Below are 19,267 nucleotides of genomic sequence, written 5' to 3' on the forward strand. Positions count from 1 at the left end.
GGGGTTGGCAGGTGGTGGTGGTGTCGGGGCGGACGCCGTCGGCGTTGGTGGAGGTGGGTCGTCGGGTTGGTCAGGTGTTGGCTGATGGTCGGGTGGGGTTGGCGGATGTGGCGTTCACGTTGCAGGTGGGGCGTCGGCATTTCGAGCGTCGGCGGGCGGTGGTGTGCCGCGACGCCACCCAGGCCGCTGCCGCGCTGACCACGCCGCCGACCGCCGCCGTCGACTTCCGGCCCGGCCGCAAGGTCGCCTTCCTCTTCCCCGGCGGCGGCAGCCAGTACGTCGGCATGGGCCGGCAGCTCTACGCCACCGAGCCGGTCTTCGCCGAGCACCTCGACCGCTGCGCCGACCTGGCCGCCCCCCGGCTCGGCTTCGACCTGCGCGACGTGGTCCGCGCCCCCGACGGCGACCGGGCCGTGCAGGAGTTCCTCGGCACGTCCGCCGGGGTCACCACCGCCCTGTTCGCCGTGGAGTACGCGCTGGCCAGGCTGTGGCAGTCCTGGGGCGTGCACCCGGACGCCATGCTCGGGCACAGCAGCGGCGAGTACGTGGCCGCCTGCCTGGCCGGCGTCTTCGACCTCGCCGAGGCGATCGACACCGTGGCCCTGCGCGGCCAGCTCATCGACCGGCTGCCCGGCGGCGCCATGCTCGCCGTGTCGCTGCCGGAGGACGAACTCGCCGCCCGGCTGGGACCGGAACTCTCCATCGCCGCGGTGAACGCCCCCGGCCAGTGCACCGTCTCCGGCCTGGTCGAGCCGGTGCAGGAACTGGCCGACCGGCTCGCCGCCGACGGGGTGGACTTCCGCCGGCTGCACGTGCAGACCCTCGGCCACTCGGTGGCCATGGAGCCGGTGCTCGACGAGTTCCGCGCCCACGTCGCCGGCCTCACCCTGCGCGAGCCGACCCAGTCCTACGTCTCCAACGTCACCGGCACCTGGATCACCCCGGCCGAGGCGACCGACCCCGGCTACTGGGTGCGCCACCTGCGCGGCACCGTCCGCTTCGCCGACGGGGTGCAGACCCTGCTCGCCGGCTCCGCCGACCGGATGCTGGTCGAGGTCGGTCCCGGCACGGTGCTCGGCGCGCTGGTGGGGGCGAACGGCGACGGCGCCCCGCCGGTCCTGCCGTCCGTCCGCCACCCCCGTGACTCCCAGCCGGACCAGGCGTTCCTGCTGGCCACCCTGGCCCGGCTCTGGGAGTCCGGCGTGGACGTCGACTGGGAGGCCTTCGCGGCCGGCCAGCCCTGCCGGCGGGTGTCCCTGCCGACCTACCCGTTCGAGCGTCGCCGGTACTGGATCGACGTACCCGAGGACGGCCCCGTGCCCGTGCAGGACGACTCGGTGGCGCTGCGCCGGGCGCCGGAGCCGGTCGACGCCGGCCCGACCAGCCTCGACGTGGACCTCGGCAGCACCCTGCACCAGCGCCCCCACCTGACCACCGAGTACGTGGCGCCCCGCGACGACCTGGAGGAGTCCATCGCCGCCGCCTGGCGCGAGCTGCTCGGCTTCGAGACCGTCGGCGTGCACGACAACTTCTTCGCCCTCGGCGGCAGTTCCCTGCTGACCACCCGCCTGGTCACGCGGCTGCGGGAACGCTTCGCGGTGGACCTGCCGCTGGAGGAGCTGTTCAAGGCGCACACCATCGCCGCCCAGGCCACCATCATCCGCGCCCTGCAGGACGGCGCCCCCGCGACGGGAGCGGACGGCGCCCCCGCACCCGGAGCGCACGACGGCGAGCCGGACGGGGCCGCGCGATGACCGTCGACGAGCAGCGCGGGTCCCGCCCCGCCCCGGCGCTGTCCCCGGCCAAGCAGGCGCTGCTGGCGGCCTGGTCGAAGGGGCGGCGCGGCAACCGCGACGAGATCCCCCGCCGGGGCCACGACGGCCCGGCCCCGCTCTCCTTCTCCCAGCAGCGGCTCTGGTTCCTCGAACGGATGGTGCCGGACAGCCCGGCGTACAACACGCCGATGGCCGTCGAGCTGCGCGGGCCGCTGGACGTGGCGGCGCTGCGGGACAGCGTGCAGCGCATCGTCGACCGGCACGAGGCGCTGCGCACCACCATCCGGGAGGCCGACGGCGAGCCGGTGCAGGTGGTGTCGCCGCCGGCGGCGGTCGACCTGCCGGTGACCGACCTGAGCGACCTCAGCGAGGCGGAAGGCGACGAGCGGGTGCGGCGGGCCCTCCAGGAGGAGGCCCGGCGGACCTTCGTGCTGGCGGTGGGGCCGCTGGTCCGGTTCGGACTGTTCCGGCTCGCCCCGGAGCGGCACGTCTTCCTGGTCAACTGGAGCCACCTCATCGCCGACGGCTGGTCGGGCCGGGTGTTCTCCCGGGAACTGGCCGAGTGCTACTCCGCGCTGGTCACCGGCGGCACGCCGAGGCTGCCCGAGCTGAAGCTCCAGTACGCCGACTACGCGGTGTGGCAGCGGGCCCAGATGTCCGGGCCCGAGCTGGCCCGGCAGGTGCGCTACTGGCGGGAACGCCTCGACGGCATCCCCGCGCTGCTGGAACTGCCCACCGACCGGCCCCGGCCCACCGTGCAGAGCTTCCGCGGCGACACCCTCCGGTTCACCGTCGACGAGCAGCTCACCGGGCGGCTGCGCGCCCTCTGCGCCGGCACCGACAGCACCCTGTTCATGGTCCTGCTCGCCGCCTTCACGGTGGTGCTCTCCCGCTGGTCGGGGCAGCCCGACGTGGTCGTCGGCACACCGGTGGCCAACCGCAACCGACCGGAGCTGGAGGATCTGTTCGGCTTCTTCGCCAACACCCTGGCGCTGCGCACCACCGTGACCGGCGATCCGACGTTCCGGCAGCTGCTGAGCCGGGTCGGCGCCGACGTGTCGGCCGACTTCGCCCACCAGGACCTGCCGTTCGAGAAGCTCGTCGACGAGCTGCAACCCGAGCGGAGCACCAGCCACAACCCGGTGTTCCAGGTGATGCTCGCGCTGAACAACACCCCGCCGCCGCGGGTCGACCTGACCGCCGACACCCAGCTCGTCGGGCTGGTCGAGGGGGACACCGGGTCGGCGAAGTTCGACCTGTGGCTCTCCCTGGCGGACGCCGGGGACACGCTGCCCGGCGGGTTGGAGTACGCCACCGACCTGTTCGACCGGGACACCGTCGAGCGGATCCTGGCCAGCCTGTTGCGCCTGCTCGACCAGGTCTGCGCCGACCCCGACGCCCCGCTGTCCCGGCTGGAGCTGATCGACGCCGAGGAGCGCGACCGCGTCCTGCGGGCGTGGAACGACACCGCCGCCCCGGAGCCCGCGCCGCGCGTCCTGCACGAGCTGATCGCCGAGCAGGTCCGGCGGACCCCGGAGCACGTCGCCGTCCGGCTCGACGACCGCTCGCTCACCTACGCCGAGCTGGACCGCCGCAGCAACCGCCTGGCCAACCGGCTGCGGCGGCACGGCGTACGCCCCGACAGCCGGGTCGCGGTCTGCCTCGACCGCTCGCCCGAACTGCTGGTGGCGCTGCTGGGCGTGCTCAAGGCCGGCGGCTGCTACGTGCCGCTGGACCCGGACCACCCGCCCGCGCGGCTGGCGTACCTGCTCGCCGACTGCGGCGCCGAGATCGTGCTGACCGGCGACGGCGGGCGGGACGTGCTCCCGGCCGACGCGCCGCCGGCGATCGACCTGCACCGCGACGACTGCGCCGACGAGTCCGAGCAGGCCCCGGCCAGCGGGGTCACCGAGGACGACCTGACGTACGTCATCTACACCTCCGGCTCCACCGGGATGCCGAAGGGGGTGATGAACAGCCACCGCGCCGTGGTGAACCGGCTGCGCTGGATGCAGCGCCGCTTCGGGCTGACCGCCGGCGAGCCGGTGCTGCAGAAGACGCCCGCCAGCTTCGACGTCTCGGTGTGGGAGTTCTTCTGGCCGCTGCTGGTCGGCGCGACCGTCACCATGGCCCGCCCCGACGGGCACCGCGACCCCGGCTACCTGGTCGACCTGATCAACGACCAGCGGATCACCACGGTCCACTTCGTACCGTCGATGCTCCGGCTCTTCCTCGACGAGCCGCGCTCGGCCACCTGCACCGGGCTGCGCCGGGTGGTGTGCAGCGGCGAGGCGCTGCCCCGCGACCTGGTCCGCCGCCTCCAGGAGCGGCTGCCCGCCCGGCTGGACAACCTGTACGGCCCGACCGAGGCCGCCGTGGACGTGACCGCCCACCGGTGCCCGCCCGGCGAGGACGCCACCGCCGACGTGTCGATCGGCGCGCCGGTCGACAACACCAGCATCTACGTGCTGGACCCGGCCGGGCGGCCGGTGCCCGTCGGCGTGCCGGGCGAGCTGTGCATCGGCGGCATCCAGGTGGCCCGGGGCTACCAGGGCCGGCCCGCGCTGACGGCCGAGCGGTTCGTGCCGGACCCGTTCAGCGGCCGCCCCGGCGCCCGGATGTACCGCACCGGCGACATCGTCCGGTGGCGGCCCGGCGGCACCCTGTCCTACCTCGGCCGGGAGGACCTCCAGGTCAAGCTCGGGGGCATCCGCTTCGAGCTGGGCGAGATCGAGGCGGCCCTGCGGGAGCACCCGACCGTGCGGGACGCGGTGGTCACCGTGCGCCGCGACGCCGGCGGGGAGACCGGCGAGGGCCAGCTCGTGGCGTACGTGGTGCCCCGCACCGGGGCGCACCCGGAACCGACCGCGCCGGCGACCCCGGACGAGGCCCCGGCGACCGACGACGTCGACGGCACCGTGGGCCAGTGGGCCCGGGTCTTCGACGACGCGTACACCGAGCCGGAGAGCCCCGACGCGGCGGAGAGCAACTACTCCAGCTGGAACAGCAGCTACACCGGCGACCCCATCCCGGCGGACGAGATGCGGCGGTGGGTCGACGAGACGGTCTCCCTGGCCCTGGCGGCGCCGCCCGGCCGGGTCCTGGAGGTGGGCTGCGGGCTCGGGCTGCTCCTGCTGCGCATCGCGCCGCACGCCGTGTCCTACCGCGGCACCGACATCTCCCGGTTCGCGCTCGACCAGGTCCGCTCCGAGGTCCGGGCCCGCGGCCTGGCGGGCGTGACGCTCGACGAGCGGGCCGCGCATGAGCTGGCGGACCTGCCCACCGGGTCCTTCGACACCGTGCTGCTGAACTCGGTCGTGCAGTACTTCCCGGACGTCGACTACCTGCGGCAGGTGCTGGCGCAGGCCCGCCGCCTGGTCGCCCCGGGCGGCCGGATCGTCGTCGGCGACGTCCGCAGCCTGCCGCTGCTGGCCGACTTCCACCGCTCGGTGGAACTGCACCGGGCGGAGCCGGGTGCCGACCCGGCGGTGGTGCTCGCCCGGGCCGCCGCCCGTACCTGGCAGGAGGAGGAACTCGCGCTCGACCCGGCGCTGTTCACCACCCTCGGCGACACCCTGCCCGGCGTCGCCGCCGTCGAGGTGCGGCTCAAGCCCGGCGGGTACGACAACGAGCTGAGCCGGTTCCGCTACGACGTGGTGGTCCACGTCGCCGCCGACCCCGCGCCGGACGCACCGGCCGGGCCGGAGCCGGCCGCCGACCCGCTGGGCTGGGACGGCGACCTGGCCGGCCGGCTGCGCGACCGGCTCGGGGAGGAACCGGCGGTCGCCGTGACCGGGATACCCAACGGCCGCCTCCGCGAGGTCGCCGCCCTGCGGGCCGGCGACGGCGCCTGCCGGACGGTGGGCGAGCTGCGCGCCCGGGTCGACCGGGAACCGGCCGGCGTCGACCCCGACGAGCTGTACCGGCTCGCCGACGAGCTGGGCGTGCGCGTCGTCGTCGCCCCGTCGGCCGTCGACCCGACCCGGATGGACGCCCTGTTCCACCGCGCCGACGTGCGCCCGTCGTGGCCGCCGGCGCCGCCGGTGCGCAGCGGCACGCTCGCGAACTGGCCCCGCCAGGCCCGACTGATGGGCGAACTCGGCCCACGTTGGCGGGCGCACCTGAAGGACCGCATCCCGCGCTACGCGGTGCCGGCGGTGTTCGTCCCGGTGTCCGACATCCCGCTGAGCCTCAACGGCAAGGTGGACTGGTCGGACCTGCCGGCGCCGCCGCCGGTGGCCGCCCGGGACCGGGGCGAGCACGTCGCGCCGGCCGCCGGCACCGAGCAGCTCGTCGCCGACATCTGGGCGTCCGTCCTCGGCCTGGAGCGGGTGAGCGCCACCGCCAACTACTTCGAGCTGGGCGGGGACTCGATCCGGGGGATCCGGGTGATGGCCCGGGCCAACCGGGCCGGCCTGCCGCTGGTGCCCCGGGACCTGTTCGCGCACCCGACGGTGGCGGAGCTCGCGGCGGTCGCCGACGCCCGCCTCGCCGAGGGCGGCGTCGCCGACGGCCCCGCCGGGGACGCCCCGGAGCCGCCGGGGGACTGGGGCCTGTCGGAGCGCGACCGGGCCCGCCGGGAGCGGCTGCTGGCCGATCCCGACGTCGAGGAGGTCTTCCCGCTGGCCCCGTACCAGGCGCACATGCTGCGTCGGCTGGTCACCGACCCGCGGCCCGGCGAGTTCCTGGTGCAACGCGTCGACACCCTGCGCGGCCCCATCGACGTGGACCTGCTGCGCCGGTGCTGGGCGCGACTGGCCCGCCGGTACGCCCTGCTCCGGACCATGTTCGTCTGGACCGACCTGGACGAGCCGCTCCAGGTGGTGCGGCGCGACGTCGAGCTGCCCTCCCGGTACGAGGACTGGACCGGGCTCACCGCCGCCGAGCAGGACGCGGCGCTGGCCCGCTTCCTCCGCGAGGACCAGGCGGTGGGCTGCGGTCCCGACGACCCCGCCGGCATCCGGCTGTTCCTGGCCAAGGTCGGCGAGGACGCCTACCGGACGGTGTTCAGCTTCAGCTACCTGCGGATGGAGGGCTGGAGCCTGAGCGTCTTCCTCAGCGACGTCATCGGCGAGTACCACCGGCTGCTCGCCGGCGATACCCCGCAGGCCGGCACGGACGTGCCGTTCAGCCGCTACGTCGCCTGGCTGCGCCGCCGCGGCGTCCCCGCCGACACACCAGCGTTCTGGCGGGACATGTTCGCCGACGGCTGGACGCCCACCCCGCTGGCCGCGTCCGCGCCCGGCAACCGCCCCGGCGCCCAGCGCGGCTACGCCCGGCAGCACCTGCACGTGGACGCACGCGTGACCGAGGCGCTGCGGGACACCGCGCAGCGGCTGCGGATGCCCCCGAACACGCTGGTCCAGGCCGCCTGGGCGGCGCTGCTCGCCCGGTACGCCGGCCGCGCCGAGGCCACCCTGGGGGTCTTCTTCAACGGCCGCCCGGCGGACCTGCCCGGCGTCGAGGACCTGACCGGCCCGACGATGAACGTGCTGCCGATGCGGGTGCGGCTGCCCGAGCCGGACCGACCCGTCGTGGACCTGCTGTCGCACGTGATGACCGTCGGCGCCGACGCCGCCCACCACCAGTACGTGGCGCCGGAGCAGGTGGCGGCGTGGGCCGGCTGGCCGGCGGACCGGCCGATGTTCGACGCGTACCTGGTCTTCCAGAACCTCGACCCGACGCTGTTCGGCTCCACCGAGCGGGTCCCGACGTTCTTCAGCCGGCTGGCGGAGCCGTTCCGGCTCGACGTGATGCCGGGGGTGGAGCTGGGGCTGATCCTGTCCTACCACCGCGAGCTGCTGACCGACGAGTCCGCCGCCCGGGTGCTCGACGACCTCGTGGCGACGCTCGCGGCGGTCACCGCCGACCCGTACCGGCCGCTCGCCGAGGCGCTCCGGCCGCCCGCGCGGCCCGCCGCCGGGAAGGTGCTGCTGGTGGAGGGTGAGCTGGGCGGCCACCAGATCAAGGACACGCCGTTCCCCGTCCCGGCGGCGGCGGAACCACGGTGACGGAGGTACCCATGTCTTGGATGGTGCCGATCGGCGCCGCCGACGCCGACGCGCTGCGCCGCCGGGCCGCCGAGGCCGCCGACCGGCTGGCCGCCGGGGCGGAGCCGACCGCGCGGGACGCGCCGGCGGGCGCGGCGCACCGGCTGGTCGCCGCCGGCGGGGACCGGGCGTCGCTGGTGGCGGCGCTGCGCTCGGCCGCCGCCGGTGAGCCGACCGACGGGGTACGCACGGCCACCGGCGTCGGCGCCCCGCGCCTGGCGATGGTCTTCTCCGGGGAGGGCACCCAGTGGCCCGGCATGGGCGACGGGCTCTCCGGGTGCGCCCCGTACGCGGACGCCCTGGACCGGTGCGACGCCGCCGTCCGCGCGCTGGGCGGCTGGTCGGTCGTCGAGGAGATCCGCCGGCCGGCGGCGGCGAGCCGGCTGGCCGAGACGGCCGTCGCCCAGCCGGCGATCGTCGCGGTGGAGATCGGCCTGCTCGCCCTGCTGGACAGCCTCGGGGTGCGACCCGACGTGGTGATCGGGCACAGCCTCGGCGAGATCACCGCCGCCCACGCGGCCGGGGCCCTCAGCGTCGAGGACGCGATGGCGGTCGCGTACCACCAGGGCCGGATGTTGCAGCGCGCCACCGGCGGCGGCGGGATGCTCGCCGTCGGCCTCTCCGCGGAGCAGGCCACCCGGCTGCTCGCCGACCTGCCTCCGGGGCTGTCCCTGGCGGCGGTCAACGGCCCGGCGAGCGTGGTGCTGTCCGGGGAACGGTCCGCCCTGGACGCCGCCGTGGCGCGGCTGGCCGCGGACCGGGTGTTCCACCGCGACCTCGGCATCAACTACGCCTTCCACAGCCCCCAGATGGAGCCGTTCACCGGGGAACTGGTGGCGGACCTGCGGCCGCTGCTGCGCAACGGGCCCACCACCACCGACATGGTCTCCACCGTCCACGGCGACCTGGTCGGCGGCGACCGGCTGGGCGCGGAGCACTGGGGGATGCTGTCCCGCCGCCCGGTGCGCTTCCTCGACGCGGTGGCCCGCGCCGGCGCCGCCGTCCACCTGGAGGTGAGCCCCACCCCGGTGCTGCGCACCGCGCTGCTGCAGTGCCTGGGCGGGCGGGTCGGCACCACCGTGCTGGGCTCGCTGCGCCCCGACCGGGACGCCGCCGAGGCGGTCCACGCGCTTGCCGCCGACCTCTACCTCGCCGGCCTGCCCGTCAGCTGGGACGCGCTGCCGGCGGTGTCCCGGGCCACGGCCGGCCCGGCCGGCGAGCCGGAGCGGGTCTCGGTCGGGTCGTCCGTCGTGGACCGGCTGCGCGCCGGCAGCCCGGCCGGGCTCGGCCACCGGGTGCGCGAGTACGTCGTGGACCGCGCGGCGGAGGTGCTGGGCCGCGACCGCGCCGAGATCCCCGCCGACGCGGGCCTGTTCGCCCTCGGCTTCGACTCGCTGACCGCCGTCCGCCTCGCCGAGCGCCTCGCCGCCGACCTGCGCCCGCACGTCGCGGTGGGGCCGACGGTGGCGTTCGACCACCCGAGCGTCGCCGACCTCGTCGCCCACCTGACCGCCCGGCTCGGCGGCGGCGACGCGGACCGGTCGGCGACCGGTCCCGCGGCGACCCCGACCGGTCCGGGCCGGGCCCTGGCCGCGGACGAGCCGATCGCCGTGGTCGGCATGGCCTGCCGGGTGCCCGGCGCCGACGGCCCGGACGAGTTCTGGCGGCTGCTGCGCGACGGCGTCGACGCCACCGGTCCGGTGCCCCGCGACCGCTGGGACGTCGACGCGCTGCACGGCGACGACCCCCTGGAACCGGGCACCATCTACGCCCGGCGCGGCGGCTTCCTGCCCACCGTGGACACCTTCGACGCGGACTTCTTCGGCATCTCCGCCGTGGAGGCGGAGAGCATGGACCCCCAGCAGCGGCTCCTGCTGGAGGTGGCCTGGGAGGCGCTGGAGCACGCCGGGATGCCGGCGGACCGGCTGCGCGGCACCCGCAGCGGCGTCTTCGCCGGCCTGTCCATCGACGACTACAAGGGACTCCAGATCGCCGACCCGGCCCGGATCGACGGCTACACCGGCACCGGGAACCTCTTCTGCGTGGCGGCCGGACGGCTGTCGTACGTGCTCGGGCTGCGCGGGCCGTCGATGGCGGTCGACACCGGCTGCTCCTCGTCGCTGGTCACCGTCCACCTCGCCGCCCAGGCGCTGCGCGCCGGCGAGTGCGACCTGGCGCTGGCCGGCGGCGCGCACCTGATGCTCGCCCCGGACATCACCCTCTTCCTCTGCCGGGCCGGCGCGCTCGCCCCGGACGGCCGGTGCAAGACCTTCGACGCGGCGGCGGACGGCTACTCCCGGGGCGAGGGCGCCGGGATGGTGGTGCTCAAGCGGCTCTCCGACGCGATCGCCGACGGCGACGACATCCACGCCGTGCTCGCCGGCTCGGCCGTCAACCACGACGGCGCCAGCAGCGGCCTGACCGTGCCGAACGGCACCGCCCAGCAGGAGCTGCTGACCGACGCGCTGCGCGCCGCCGGCCTCGCCCCGGCCGACGTCGACTACCTGGAGGCGCACGGCACCGGCACCCCGCTCGGCGACCCGATCGAGCTGCGCGCCGCCGCCGACGTGCTGGGCCGGGACCGGCGCGACCCGCTGGTGGTCGGCTCGGTGAAGACGAACATCGGTCACCTGGAGGCGGCCGCCGGCGTGGTCGGCCTGATCAAGACGGTGCTGGCGCTGCGGCACCGGTGGATCCCGGCGCACCTGAACTTCCGCACCCCCAACCCCCGCCTGCCCTGGGACGAGCTGCCCCTGTCGGTGGCCACCACCGGCCGTCCCTGGCCGGCGGGCCCGGACGGCCGGCCCCGGGTCGCCGGGGTCAGCTCGTTCGGCATCGGCGGCACCAACGCGCACGTGCTGCTCGCCGAGCACCGACCCGCGACCGCCCCGGCCCTGGCGCCGGCCGCAGCGGCCGGTCCCGCCGGCTCGGCCGATCGGGCCGACGCGGCCGACCACGCCGACCCGGCCGGGCCGGATGGCGGCGACGCCCTGTTGCTGCCGCTCTCCGCCGGATCGCCCGCCGCGCTGCGGGCCCTCGCCGGCCGCTACGCCGCCCACCTCGACCGGCATCCCGAACTGTCCGCGTCCGCTGTCTGCGCCGCCGCAGCCCGGTTCCGCGCTCCGTTGCGGCACCGCCTGGCGGTCACCGGCGCCGACCGGGCGGAACTGCGGCACCACCTCGACCGGTACGCCCGGGGCCAGGCGGACGACCCGATCTCCGGCGAGGTACGCGCCGCCCCCCGGATCGCGTTCGTCTTCCCCGGTCAGGGCTGCCAGTACCCGGGGATGGGCCGGGAGCTGTACGACACCGAACCGGTGTTCCGCGCCGCCCTGCGCGAGTGCGCCGACATCCTCGGCGAGCACCTGGGCGACGACCTGGTCCGGGTGCTCCACGACGGCGGTGAGCTGCTGCACCGCACCGGCTGGACCCAGCCGGCCGTCGTGGCCGTCGAGTACGCCCTCGCCCGGCTCTGGGGCTCCTGGGGCCTGGAGCCGGCGGTCGTCCTCGGCCACAGCGTCGGCGAGTACGCGGCGGCGTGCGTGGCCGGTGTGCTGCCGCTGGAGCAGGCGCTCCGCCTGGTGGCCGTACGCGCCCGCCTGATGGACGCGTTGCCCGCCGGCGGCCGGATGCTCGCCGTCGCGGCGGACGGGGCGGCCACGGAGGCCGTGCTGGCCGGGCACCCCGACGTCTCCGTGGCGGCCTACAACGGCCCGGCCGAGACCGTCGTCTCCGGCCCGGCCGCCGCCGTCGAGAGCGTGGCGCGGGCCCTGGCCGACGCCGGCGTCCGGCACCGCGACCTGCGGGTGTCGCACGCGTTCCACTCGGCGCTGATGGACCCGGTCCGCGCCGGACTCGCCGCCGAGGCGGCCCGCAGCCAGCCCACCGAGCCGCGCGTGGACCTGGTCTCCACGGTGACCGGGCGGCTGCTCGACGGCCCGATGGACGCCGACTACTGGTGCCGCAACGCCCGCGAGCCGGTCCGCTTCGCCGAGGCGGTGGGCCGCCTCGCCGAGCTGGACTGCGGGCTGGTGCTGGAGCTGGGCCCCGACCCGGTGCTCGGCACGCTCGCCCGGCGCGGGGCGCTGGTGCCGCGGGGCGCCCGCTGGGTGCCGACGATGCGCCGGGGCCGCGCGGACGCCGCCGTCACCCGAGACGCGCTGGGCGCCGCCTTCTGCGCGGGCGCGCCGCTGGCCTGGGAGCGCGTGCACCCGGACGCCCGGCGGGTGCCGCTGCCGACGTACCCGTTCCAGCGGCGCCGCTTCTGGCGCGACACCCGCCTCGGGGCGAGCCGGCCCGCCGACACCGGTCCGCTCGGTGAGCGGCTGCGCTCACCCGCCCTCACCGGCAGCGTGTTCGAGCAGGTCGTCGGCCCCGAGCTGCCGGAGCGGCTGACCGACCACGGCCTCTTCGGCGCGAGCGTCGTCTCGGCGGCCAACCACCTCGCCGCGATCCTCGCCGCGAGCGCCGCCGACGGGGTGCCGAGCGCCGAGGTCACCGACGTGACCTTCCCCGAGCCGCTCACCCTGACCGCCGGTGAGCGGGTCCAGATCCAGGTGCTGCTGGGCGCCCCGGACGGCCCCGCGCGGGCCGCCGAGGTGGTCAGCGCGGCCGGGGGTGACCCGGCCCGCTGGCGGGTGCACGCCACCGGCACCGTGCGGCCGGCCGGTCCGGCGCCGGCCGGAGCGGACCGTCCCCGCGACACCCCCGGCACCGAGGTGGCGGACCTGGAGGAGCGGATGCACGCCGCCGGCTACCGGCTGGGCCCCCGCTACCGGTGGCTGGAGTCGGTCGTACGGCACGGCGACGAGGCCGACGCCACGCTGCGCCGCCCGCGCGTCGTACCGCCGTCCACGCGACCGGAACCCGGCCTGCTCGACTCCTGCCTGCGCCTGGTCCTGGCGCTCGCCCCGCAGGCCCTGGCGACCGACGGCGGCGGGCTGGCCGTCCCGGTCGGCGTCGACCGGCTCGCCTGGTACGCGCCCGGGCCGAGCGCCACCGGCGACGACGACCTGACCTGCCGGGCCCGGCTCCGGTCGGCCACCCCCGACGGCGACGACCTCGTCCTCGACGTCACCCTGCGGGCCGCCGGCCGGGTCCGCCTGGTCGTCGACGGCCTGCGGCTGCGCCGGGTACGCCGGGACGCGCTGCTGCGCGGCGGCGACGCCGGTGACCGCCTGCGCCACCGGATCGACTGGCGTCCCGCCGACCCGGCCCCGCAACGGGCGACGGGCGACACCACCGGCGGCTGGCTGCTCCTGGCCGACGCCGGGGGCGTCGCCGACCGGGTCGCGGCGGCCGTGCGCGACGGCGGCGGGACCTGCCGGGCGGTCGGGCCGGCGGCGGCCGCCGAGCACCCCGGCGGGCTGCCCGCCCTGCTGGCGGAGCCGGGACCGGAGCCGCTGCGCGGTGTCGCCCTGCTGTGGCCCCTCGACGACGGCCCCGGCGTGCCGGGCGGCGCCGCGGCGCTGCACGACCGGCAGGCCCACGGCGCGCACGCCGCGCTGCACCTGCTGCACGCCCAGGCCGCCCGGCACCCGGGGGCCCGGCTGGTGCTCGTCACCCGCGGCTGTCAGCAGACCGACGACACCGCCCCGGTCGACCCCACCCACGCCGCCGTGTGGGGGCTGGGCCGGGTGGCGATGACCGAGCGGCCGGACGCCGACATCGTCCTGCTCGACCTGCCGCCCGACGGCGCCGACCCGGCCGCGGACGCCGCGGCCGTGCTCGCCGCGCTGACCGCCCCCGCCCCGCCGCCGCAGCAGGCCGTCCGCCCGGCGGGGACGCTCGCGCCCCGCCTGGTGCCGGCGCCGGCGGACCGGCCGGAGAGCCTGCCCGTTGACCCGGACGGCGGCTACCTCGTCACCGGCGGCACCGGCGGCCTCGGCCGCCGGGTCGCGGCCTGGCTGCTGGAGCGGGGCGCGGGCCGGGTGTGGCTGCTGTCCCGGGGCGCCACGACCGTCGCGGACGCCGAGCCCCTTCCCGGCGAGGGCGACCGGGTCCGGACCCTGACCTGCGACGTCACCGACCCGGTGGCGCTGGACCTGGCGGTGGCCGCCGCGCGGCGCGCCGGCCCGCCACTGCGGGGCGTGGTGCACGCCGCCGGCGGTCTCGACGACGCCCCGCTCGGCGCGCAGACGCCCGACCGCCTCGACAACCCGCTCCGGCCCAAACTGGCCGCCGCGCAGCTGCACCTCGCCACCCTGCACGACCAGCTCGACTTCTTCGTGCTGTTCTCCTCGCTGGCCGGGGTGGTCGGCACCGCCGGCCAGGCCGGGTACGCCGCCGGGAACGCCTTCCTCGACGCCCTCGCCGGACACCGGCGGGCCCTCGGGCTGCCGGCGGTCAGCATCGCCTGGGGCCCGTGGGCGGAGACGGGGATGGCGGCCCGGCTGGGCGCCCGCGAGCGGGACCGGCTGACCGCCTTCGGCCTGCACCCCCTCGACCCGGCCACCGGCCTCGACGTGCTGGCGGGTTCCGCGGCCGGGCCGCCGTGCCTGGTGGTCGCGGACGCCGACTGGTCGCGGCTCGCCGGGCACCTGCCGCAGCGGTGGCGCCCCGGCCTCTACGCCGAACTGGTCGACGTGGCCCCGGTGACCCCGGTCGCCGGGCCGGGCACCGGCCGCCCCCACCGGGCGCCGGAGAGCCCGCGCGAGCAGATCCTCGCCGAGATCTGGGCGGAGATCTTCCGGGTCGACCGGGTCGGCGTCACCGACAACTTCTTCGACCTCGGGGGCGACTCGATCCTCAGCCTCCGGCTGGTCGGGGCCGCCCGCCGGGCGGGACTGCGGATCGCCGAGGCCGACGTCTTCGCCCACCCGACCGTCCGTGACCTCGCCGCCGTCGCCGCCGACGACCGGGAAGCCGAGGACCGGGACGCCGGCGAGCGCGCGAACACGGACGCCGTCCCGGCGCCGGGCGAACACCCGCCCGGGGAGCGGGTGCCGGCGGGGAGGGGCCGCCGCGCACCGGCCGACCTGGCCGCGTTCGCCGACGCCGGGCTGGACGCGAGCGATCTGACCGCGCTGGCCGCGCAACTGGCCGGGGCGACCTCCGGCCGGCCGAACGGACGTCCCACCGCACCCGAGACGCTGAGGAAGGACCAGCCGTGACCGTTCCCGGAGTCGACAACATCTACCGGTTGTCGTACATGCAGGAAGGGCTGCTGTCGCACAGCCTCGCCGACCCCCGGGCGGCCTTCTACGTCGACCAGGTCGAGTACCGGCTGCACGGGCCCGTCGATCCGGACCTGCTGCTCGCGGCGTGGCAGGCGCTGACGCAGCGGCACGCGGTGCTGCGCACGTCGTTCCACTGGGAGGACATCAAGCAGCCCGTCCAGGTGGTCCGGGAGCACGTCGAGGTGCCCATGGAGACCCTCGACTGGCGCGACGTGCCCGCCGCGGAGCTGCCGGCCCGGCTGGAGGAGCGGCTGCGCGCCGACCGGCTCCAGGGGTTCGACGTCCAGCAGCCGCCGCTGGTCCGGCTGACCCTCATCCGCACCGGCGAGGAGGACTACACCTTCGTCCTGCGCTACCACCACCTGCTGCTGGACGCGTGGTCGGCGCTGATGGTGCTCGACGAGGCGTTCGCCAACTACGACACGCTGGCCGCCGGGCGGGAACTGGAGACCCGGCCGGCGACCTCCTTCCACGAGTACGTCGGCTGGGTGCGGGCCCAGGACCTCGACGCGGCCCGGCAGGCGTGGCGGGAGGCGCTGCGCGGCGTCACCGACTCGACCACCCCGGCGTGGATCCGCCCGGCCGACGGCAGCGCGCCGGAGCCGTCCGGGCGGGACAACCCGGAGCAGGTGCTGCACCTGCCGGCGGAGACCGTGGCGGCCCTGCGCGAGCTGGGCCGACGCCGGGAGGTGACCCTCGGCTCGCTGCTGCAGACCTGCTGGGCGCTGGTCCTGCGGGCGCACAGCGGGCGGGACGACGTCGTGTTCGGCGGCACGCTGTCCAGCCGGCCGTCGGACGTGCCGGGGGTGGAGCAGACCGCCGGGCTGTTCATCAACACCCTGCCGGTGCGGGTCCGCTTCGATGCGGCCCGCTCGGTCCTCGCCACCGCCGCCGCCCTGCAACACGAACAGGCAGCGCTGCGCCGGTACGACTTCAGCCCGCTGGAGCAGGTGCAGCGGTGGAGCGAGGTGCCCCCGGGCCTGCCCCTGTTCGACACCATCATGACCGTGCTCAACCTGCCCGGGGTGGGTGTGCTGCACCGGCGCAGCGGCGCGGTGGAGATCCGCGACGGGCAGTACCGCTACCGGACCAACTACCCGCTGTCGGTGCTGGTGATCCCCGACGGGGAGCGGCTCGCCGTCCGGGTCGGCTACGACCCCCGACGGGTCGGCCACGACGCCGTGGCCCGACTGCTCGGGCACCTCGCGACGGTGGTCGACACCGTGGCGACGCGCCCGGACACGCCGGTGCGGGACGTCGACGTGCTGACCGACGCCGAGCGCGCCACGGTGGCCGGCTGGAGCGGGACGTCCGCGCCGTACCCGGACGCGACGACCGTGCACCGGCTCGTCGAGGAGCAGGCCGACCTGGGCGGGGACCGGATCGCGCTGCGCGCCGGCGGCGAGTCGGTCACCTACCGGGAACTGGACCGCCGGGCCAACCGGCTCGCCCGGCACCTGCGCGGCCTGGGCGTGGGACCGGGCACGCCGGTCGCGCTGTGCCTGGGGCGTACCCCGGAACTGGTCGTGGCGATGCTCGCCGCGCTCAAGGCCGGCGGCTACTTCGTCGCGCTGGACCCCGACCACCCGCCGGCCCGGCTGGCCGACATCCTCGCCGACGCCGGCGCGGCGGTGGTGGTCAGCGACCGGCGCCACCGGGGTGGCCTGCCGCGCGCCGGGGTGGAGATTGTCCTGCTGGACGCCCACCGGGACCGGTACGCCGACCTGGCCGACGACCGGTTGCCCGAGTCGGCGGGCCCCGACGACCTGGCCTACTCCATCTACACCTCCGGCTCGACCGGCCGGCCGAAGGGCGTGCTCGTCCCGCACCGGGGGCTGTGCAACGTGATCGCGGCCCAGCGCGCGCTCTTCGGGCTGGGCCCGGACGACCGGGTGCTGCAGTGGGCGTCGCCGACGTTCGACGCGTCGGTCTTCGACGTGGCCATGGCCCTCGGCGCGGGCGCCACGCTGCACCTCGCGCCGGCCGAGCGGGTGGCGCCGGGGCCGGACCTGCGGGACCTGCTCGCCACCGAGCGGATCACCGCGCTGACCATCACCCCGTCGGCCCTGGCGGCGGTGCCGGTCGCCGCCCTGCCGGAGCTGCGCACCCTCGTCCTCGCCGGCGAGGCGCTGCCGGCGTCGCTCGTGCGGCAGTGGCGCACCCCCGGGCGCCGGGTCTTCAACGCGTACGGCCCGACCGAGGCGACGATCTGGGTCTCGGTGCACGAGTGCGGCCCCGAGGACGAGGCCCCGCCCATCGGCCGGCCCATCCCGAACGTCACGGTCCGGGTGCTGGACGCGGCGGGCCGCCCGGTCGGCATCGGCATCCCCGGCGAGCTGCACGTCGGGGGCGCCGGACTGGCCCGGGGGTACGCCGGGCGCCCCGACCTGACCACCCAGCGGTTCGTGCCGGACCCGTTCGGCCCGCCCGGTGCCCGCCTCTACCGCACCGGCGACCTGGTGCGCTGGACCGAGGACGGCGCGCTGCGTTTCCTCGGCCGCACCGACCAGCAGGTCAAGGTGCGCGGCCTGCGCATCGAGACCGGCGAGGTGGAGGCGGTGCTGCGCCGGCACGACGACGTGGCCGAGTGCGCGGTGGTGGCCCGCGCCTCGGACGGCACGGACGGCACGCCCGACACCCTGGTGGCGTACGTGGTGCCGGCGGGCGCGGCGCGGGTGGACGCGGAGAAGCTGCTCGCGCACTGCGCGCAGGTGCTCCCGGAGTACATGCTGCCCGGCGCCGTCGTGCCGCTCGACCGGCTGCCGCTGACCAGCAGCGGGAAGCTCGACGTGCGCGCGTTGCCGTCGCCGCGCGACCTCGCCGGGGAGGGCGGGGCCGAGGTTGGCGAGATGACGGTCACCGAGCAGGCGGTGGTGACGCTCTGGGGCCAGGTGCTCCAGGTGGACGGCCTCGGCCCCGACGGTGACTTCTTCGCCCTCGGTGGGACCTCGATCAAGGCGACCCAGGTGGTGTCGCGGGCCCGCCGGGCGTGGCAGGTGGACCTGCCGATCCGCAGCGTTTTCGAGAACCGCACGGTGGCGGCGTTCGCCGCCGCCGTGGAACAGGCACTGGCCGCACAGATGGATGACGACGATCAGGAGGTGCAGGATGGCGACGACCAAGGCGTGGGTGCTGCATGCCACTGAACCGGGGAGCGAGCCGACCCGGGGACAGCTGACGCTGGAGCAGATCCCGGTGCGCCGGCCCGAGGAGGGCGAGGTCCTCGTCGAGCCGCTGGTGGGCTGCTGGGAAGCCAACATGGAGCACGCGATCTCCCGGCACCCGGTGGACGTGGCCCGGCAGCGGGGCGACGACAAGATCGTCCTCGGGACCTGTGGCGTGGTGCGGGTGCTCGCGGCCGGGCCGGGCGTGCGGGGCCTGCGCGAGGGGCAGCAGTGCCTGTGGATCCCGTTCGGGGTGATCGACCGCAACGGCTACGCCGAGCGGATCTGCGCGTACGACGCCCCCGGCTCGCCGGGGCTGCTGTCCGGGCGGTTCGTCACGGAGGCGCGGCTGCTGGTGCCGTTGCCGGAGCAGAGCCGCTACCCGATCGAACGCTGGGCGCCGTTCGCCCGGTACTTCACCGCGTGGGACAACTGGCGGGTGGCCCGGCGCTGCTGGGAGGCGCAGGTCGACGACCACTGGGACGAGCCCCCGCTGGTGATCGGCTGGGGCGGTGGCGTGGTCTGGGCGCAGCTGGAGCTGGCCCGGCGGGACGGCTTCCGGACGGCCATGGTGTCCGGCCGCGACAGCCGGCTGGCCGCGATCGCCGCCACCGGCGCCGTGCCGATCGACCGTCGCGAGTTCCCCGACCTGGACTACGACGTGGCGAAGGCGTCCGGTGATCCGGACGCGATGGACCGGCACAAGGATTCCAAGCGGCGCTTCGTCGAGCGGGTGATGGAGATCAGCGGCGGCCAGGGCGTCTCGATCTTCCTGGACAACATGGGCGGTGGGCTGCACCGGGTGACGTTGCAGTCGCTGGCCCGCGAGAGCGTGCTCGCCACCGTCGGGTGGAAGCACGGCATGCGGCTGTCGAACCTGCGGGCGGTGGAGTGCATCGGCCGGCACATCCACGTGCACACCCACGCCTGGCGGTTCCAGGACTGCCGGCGGATCCGGGACGTGCAGGAGAGCACCGGCTGGTTGCCCGAGATCAACGAGCCGGTGACCTCCTTCGACGCCATCCCGCAGCTGGCCGACGCCTACTCCCGGGACGCCTTCGACAGCTACTTCCCGCTGTACGAGGTGACGCCTGCCTGAC

Annotated in this window: 4 protein-coding genes and 1 pseudogene; all 5 read left to right on the forward strand. The window is 76.5% G+C overall.

The annotated features are described in order from the left end of the window. A partial coding sequence (locus ACSNOB_RS23825) for an acyltransferase domain-containing protein (RefSeq protein WP_436688656.1) occupies positions 1-1,754 on the forward strand: 1,754 nt, incomplete at its 5' end. Then, a pseudogene (locus ACSNOB_RS23830) lies at positions 1,751-7,654 on the forward strand (amino acid adenylation domain-containing protein); the annotation flags it as partial. The gene ACSNOB_RS23825 and the pseudogene ACSNOB_RS23830, both read left to right, overlap by 4 nt. Before the next feature lie 143 nt (positions 7,655-7,797). Beyond that, positions 7,798-14,937: an SDR family NAD(P)-dependent oxidoreductase gene (locus ACSNOB_RS23835; RefSeq protein WP_436688657.1), complete on the forward strand. Its 7,140-nt coding sequence runs from the start codon at positions 7,798-7,800 to the stop codon at positions 14,935-14,937. Then, positions 14,934-18,149: a non-ribosomal peptide synthetase gene (locus ACSNOB_RS23840; RefSeq protein ID WP_436688658.1), complete on the forward strand. Its 3,216-nt coding sequence runs from the start codon at positions 14,934-14,936 to the stop codon at positions 18,147-18,149. The genes ACSNOB_RS23835 and ACSNOB_RS23840 overlap by 4 nt, the downstream gene beginning before the upstream one ends. Continuing rightward, positions 18,112-19,266 (forward strand): hypothetical protein, encoded by a 1,155-nt coding sequence (locus ACSNOB_RS23845; RefSeq protein ID WP_436688659.1) that lies wholly within the window; start codon positions 18,112-18,114, stop codon positions 19,264-19,266. The genes ACSNOB_RS23840 and ACSNOB_RS23845 overlap by 38 nt, the downstream gene beginning before the upstream one ends. Position 19,267: the final 1 nt, after the last annotated feature.

Source organism: Micromonospora sp. URMC 106 (genome assembly GCF_051386395.1).
In the GTDB taxonomy this organism is placed as follows: Bacteria; Actinomycetota; Actinomycetes; order Mycobacteriales; family Micromonosporaceae; genus Micromonospora.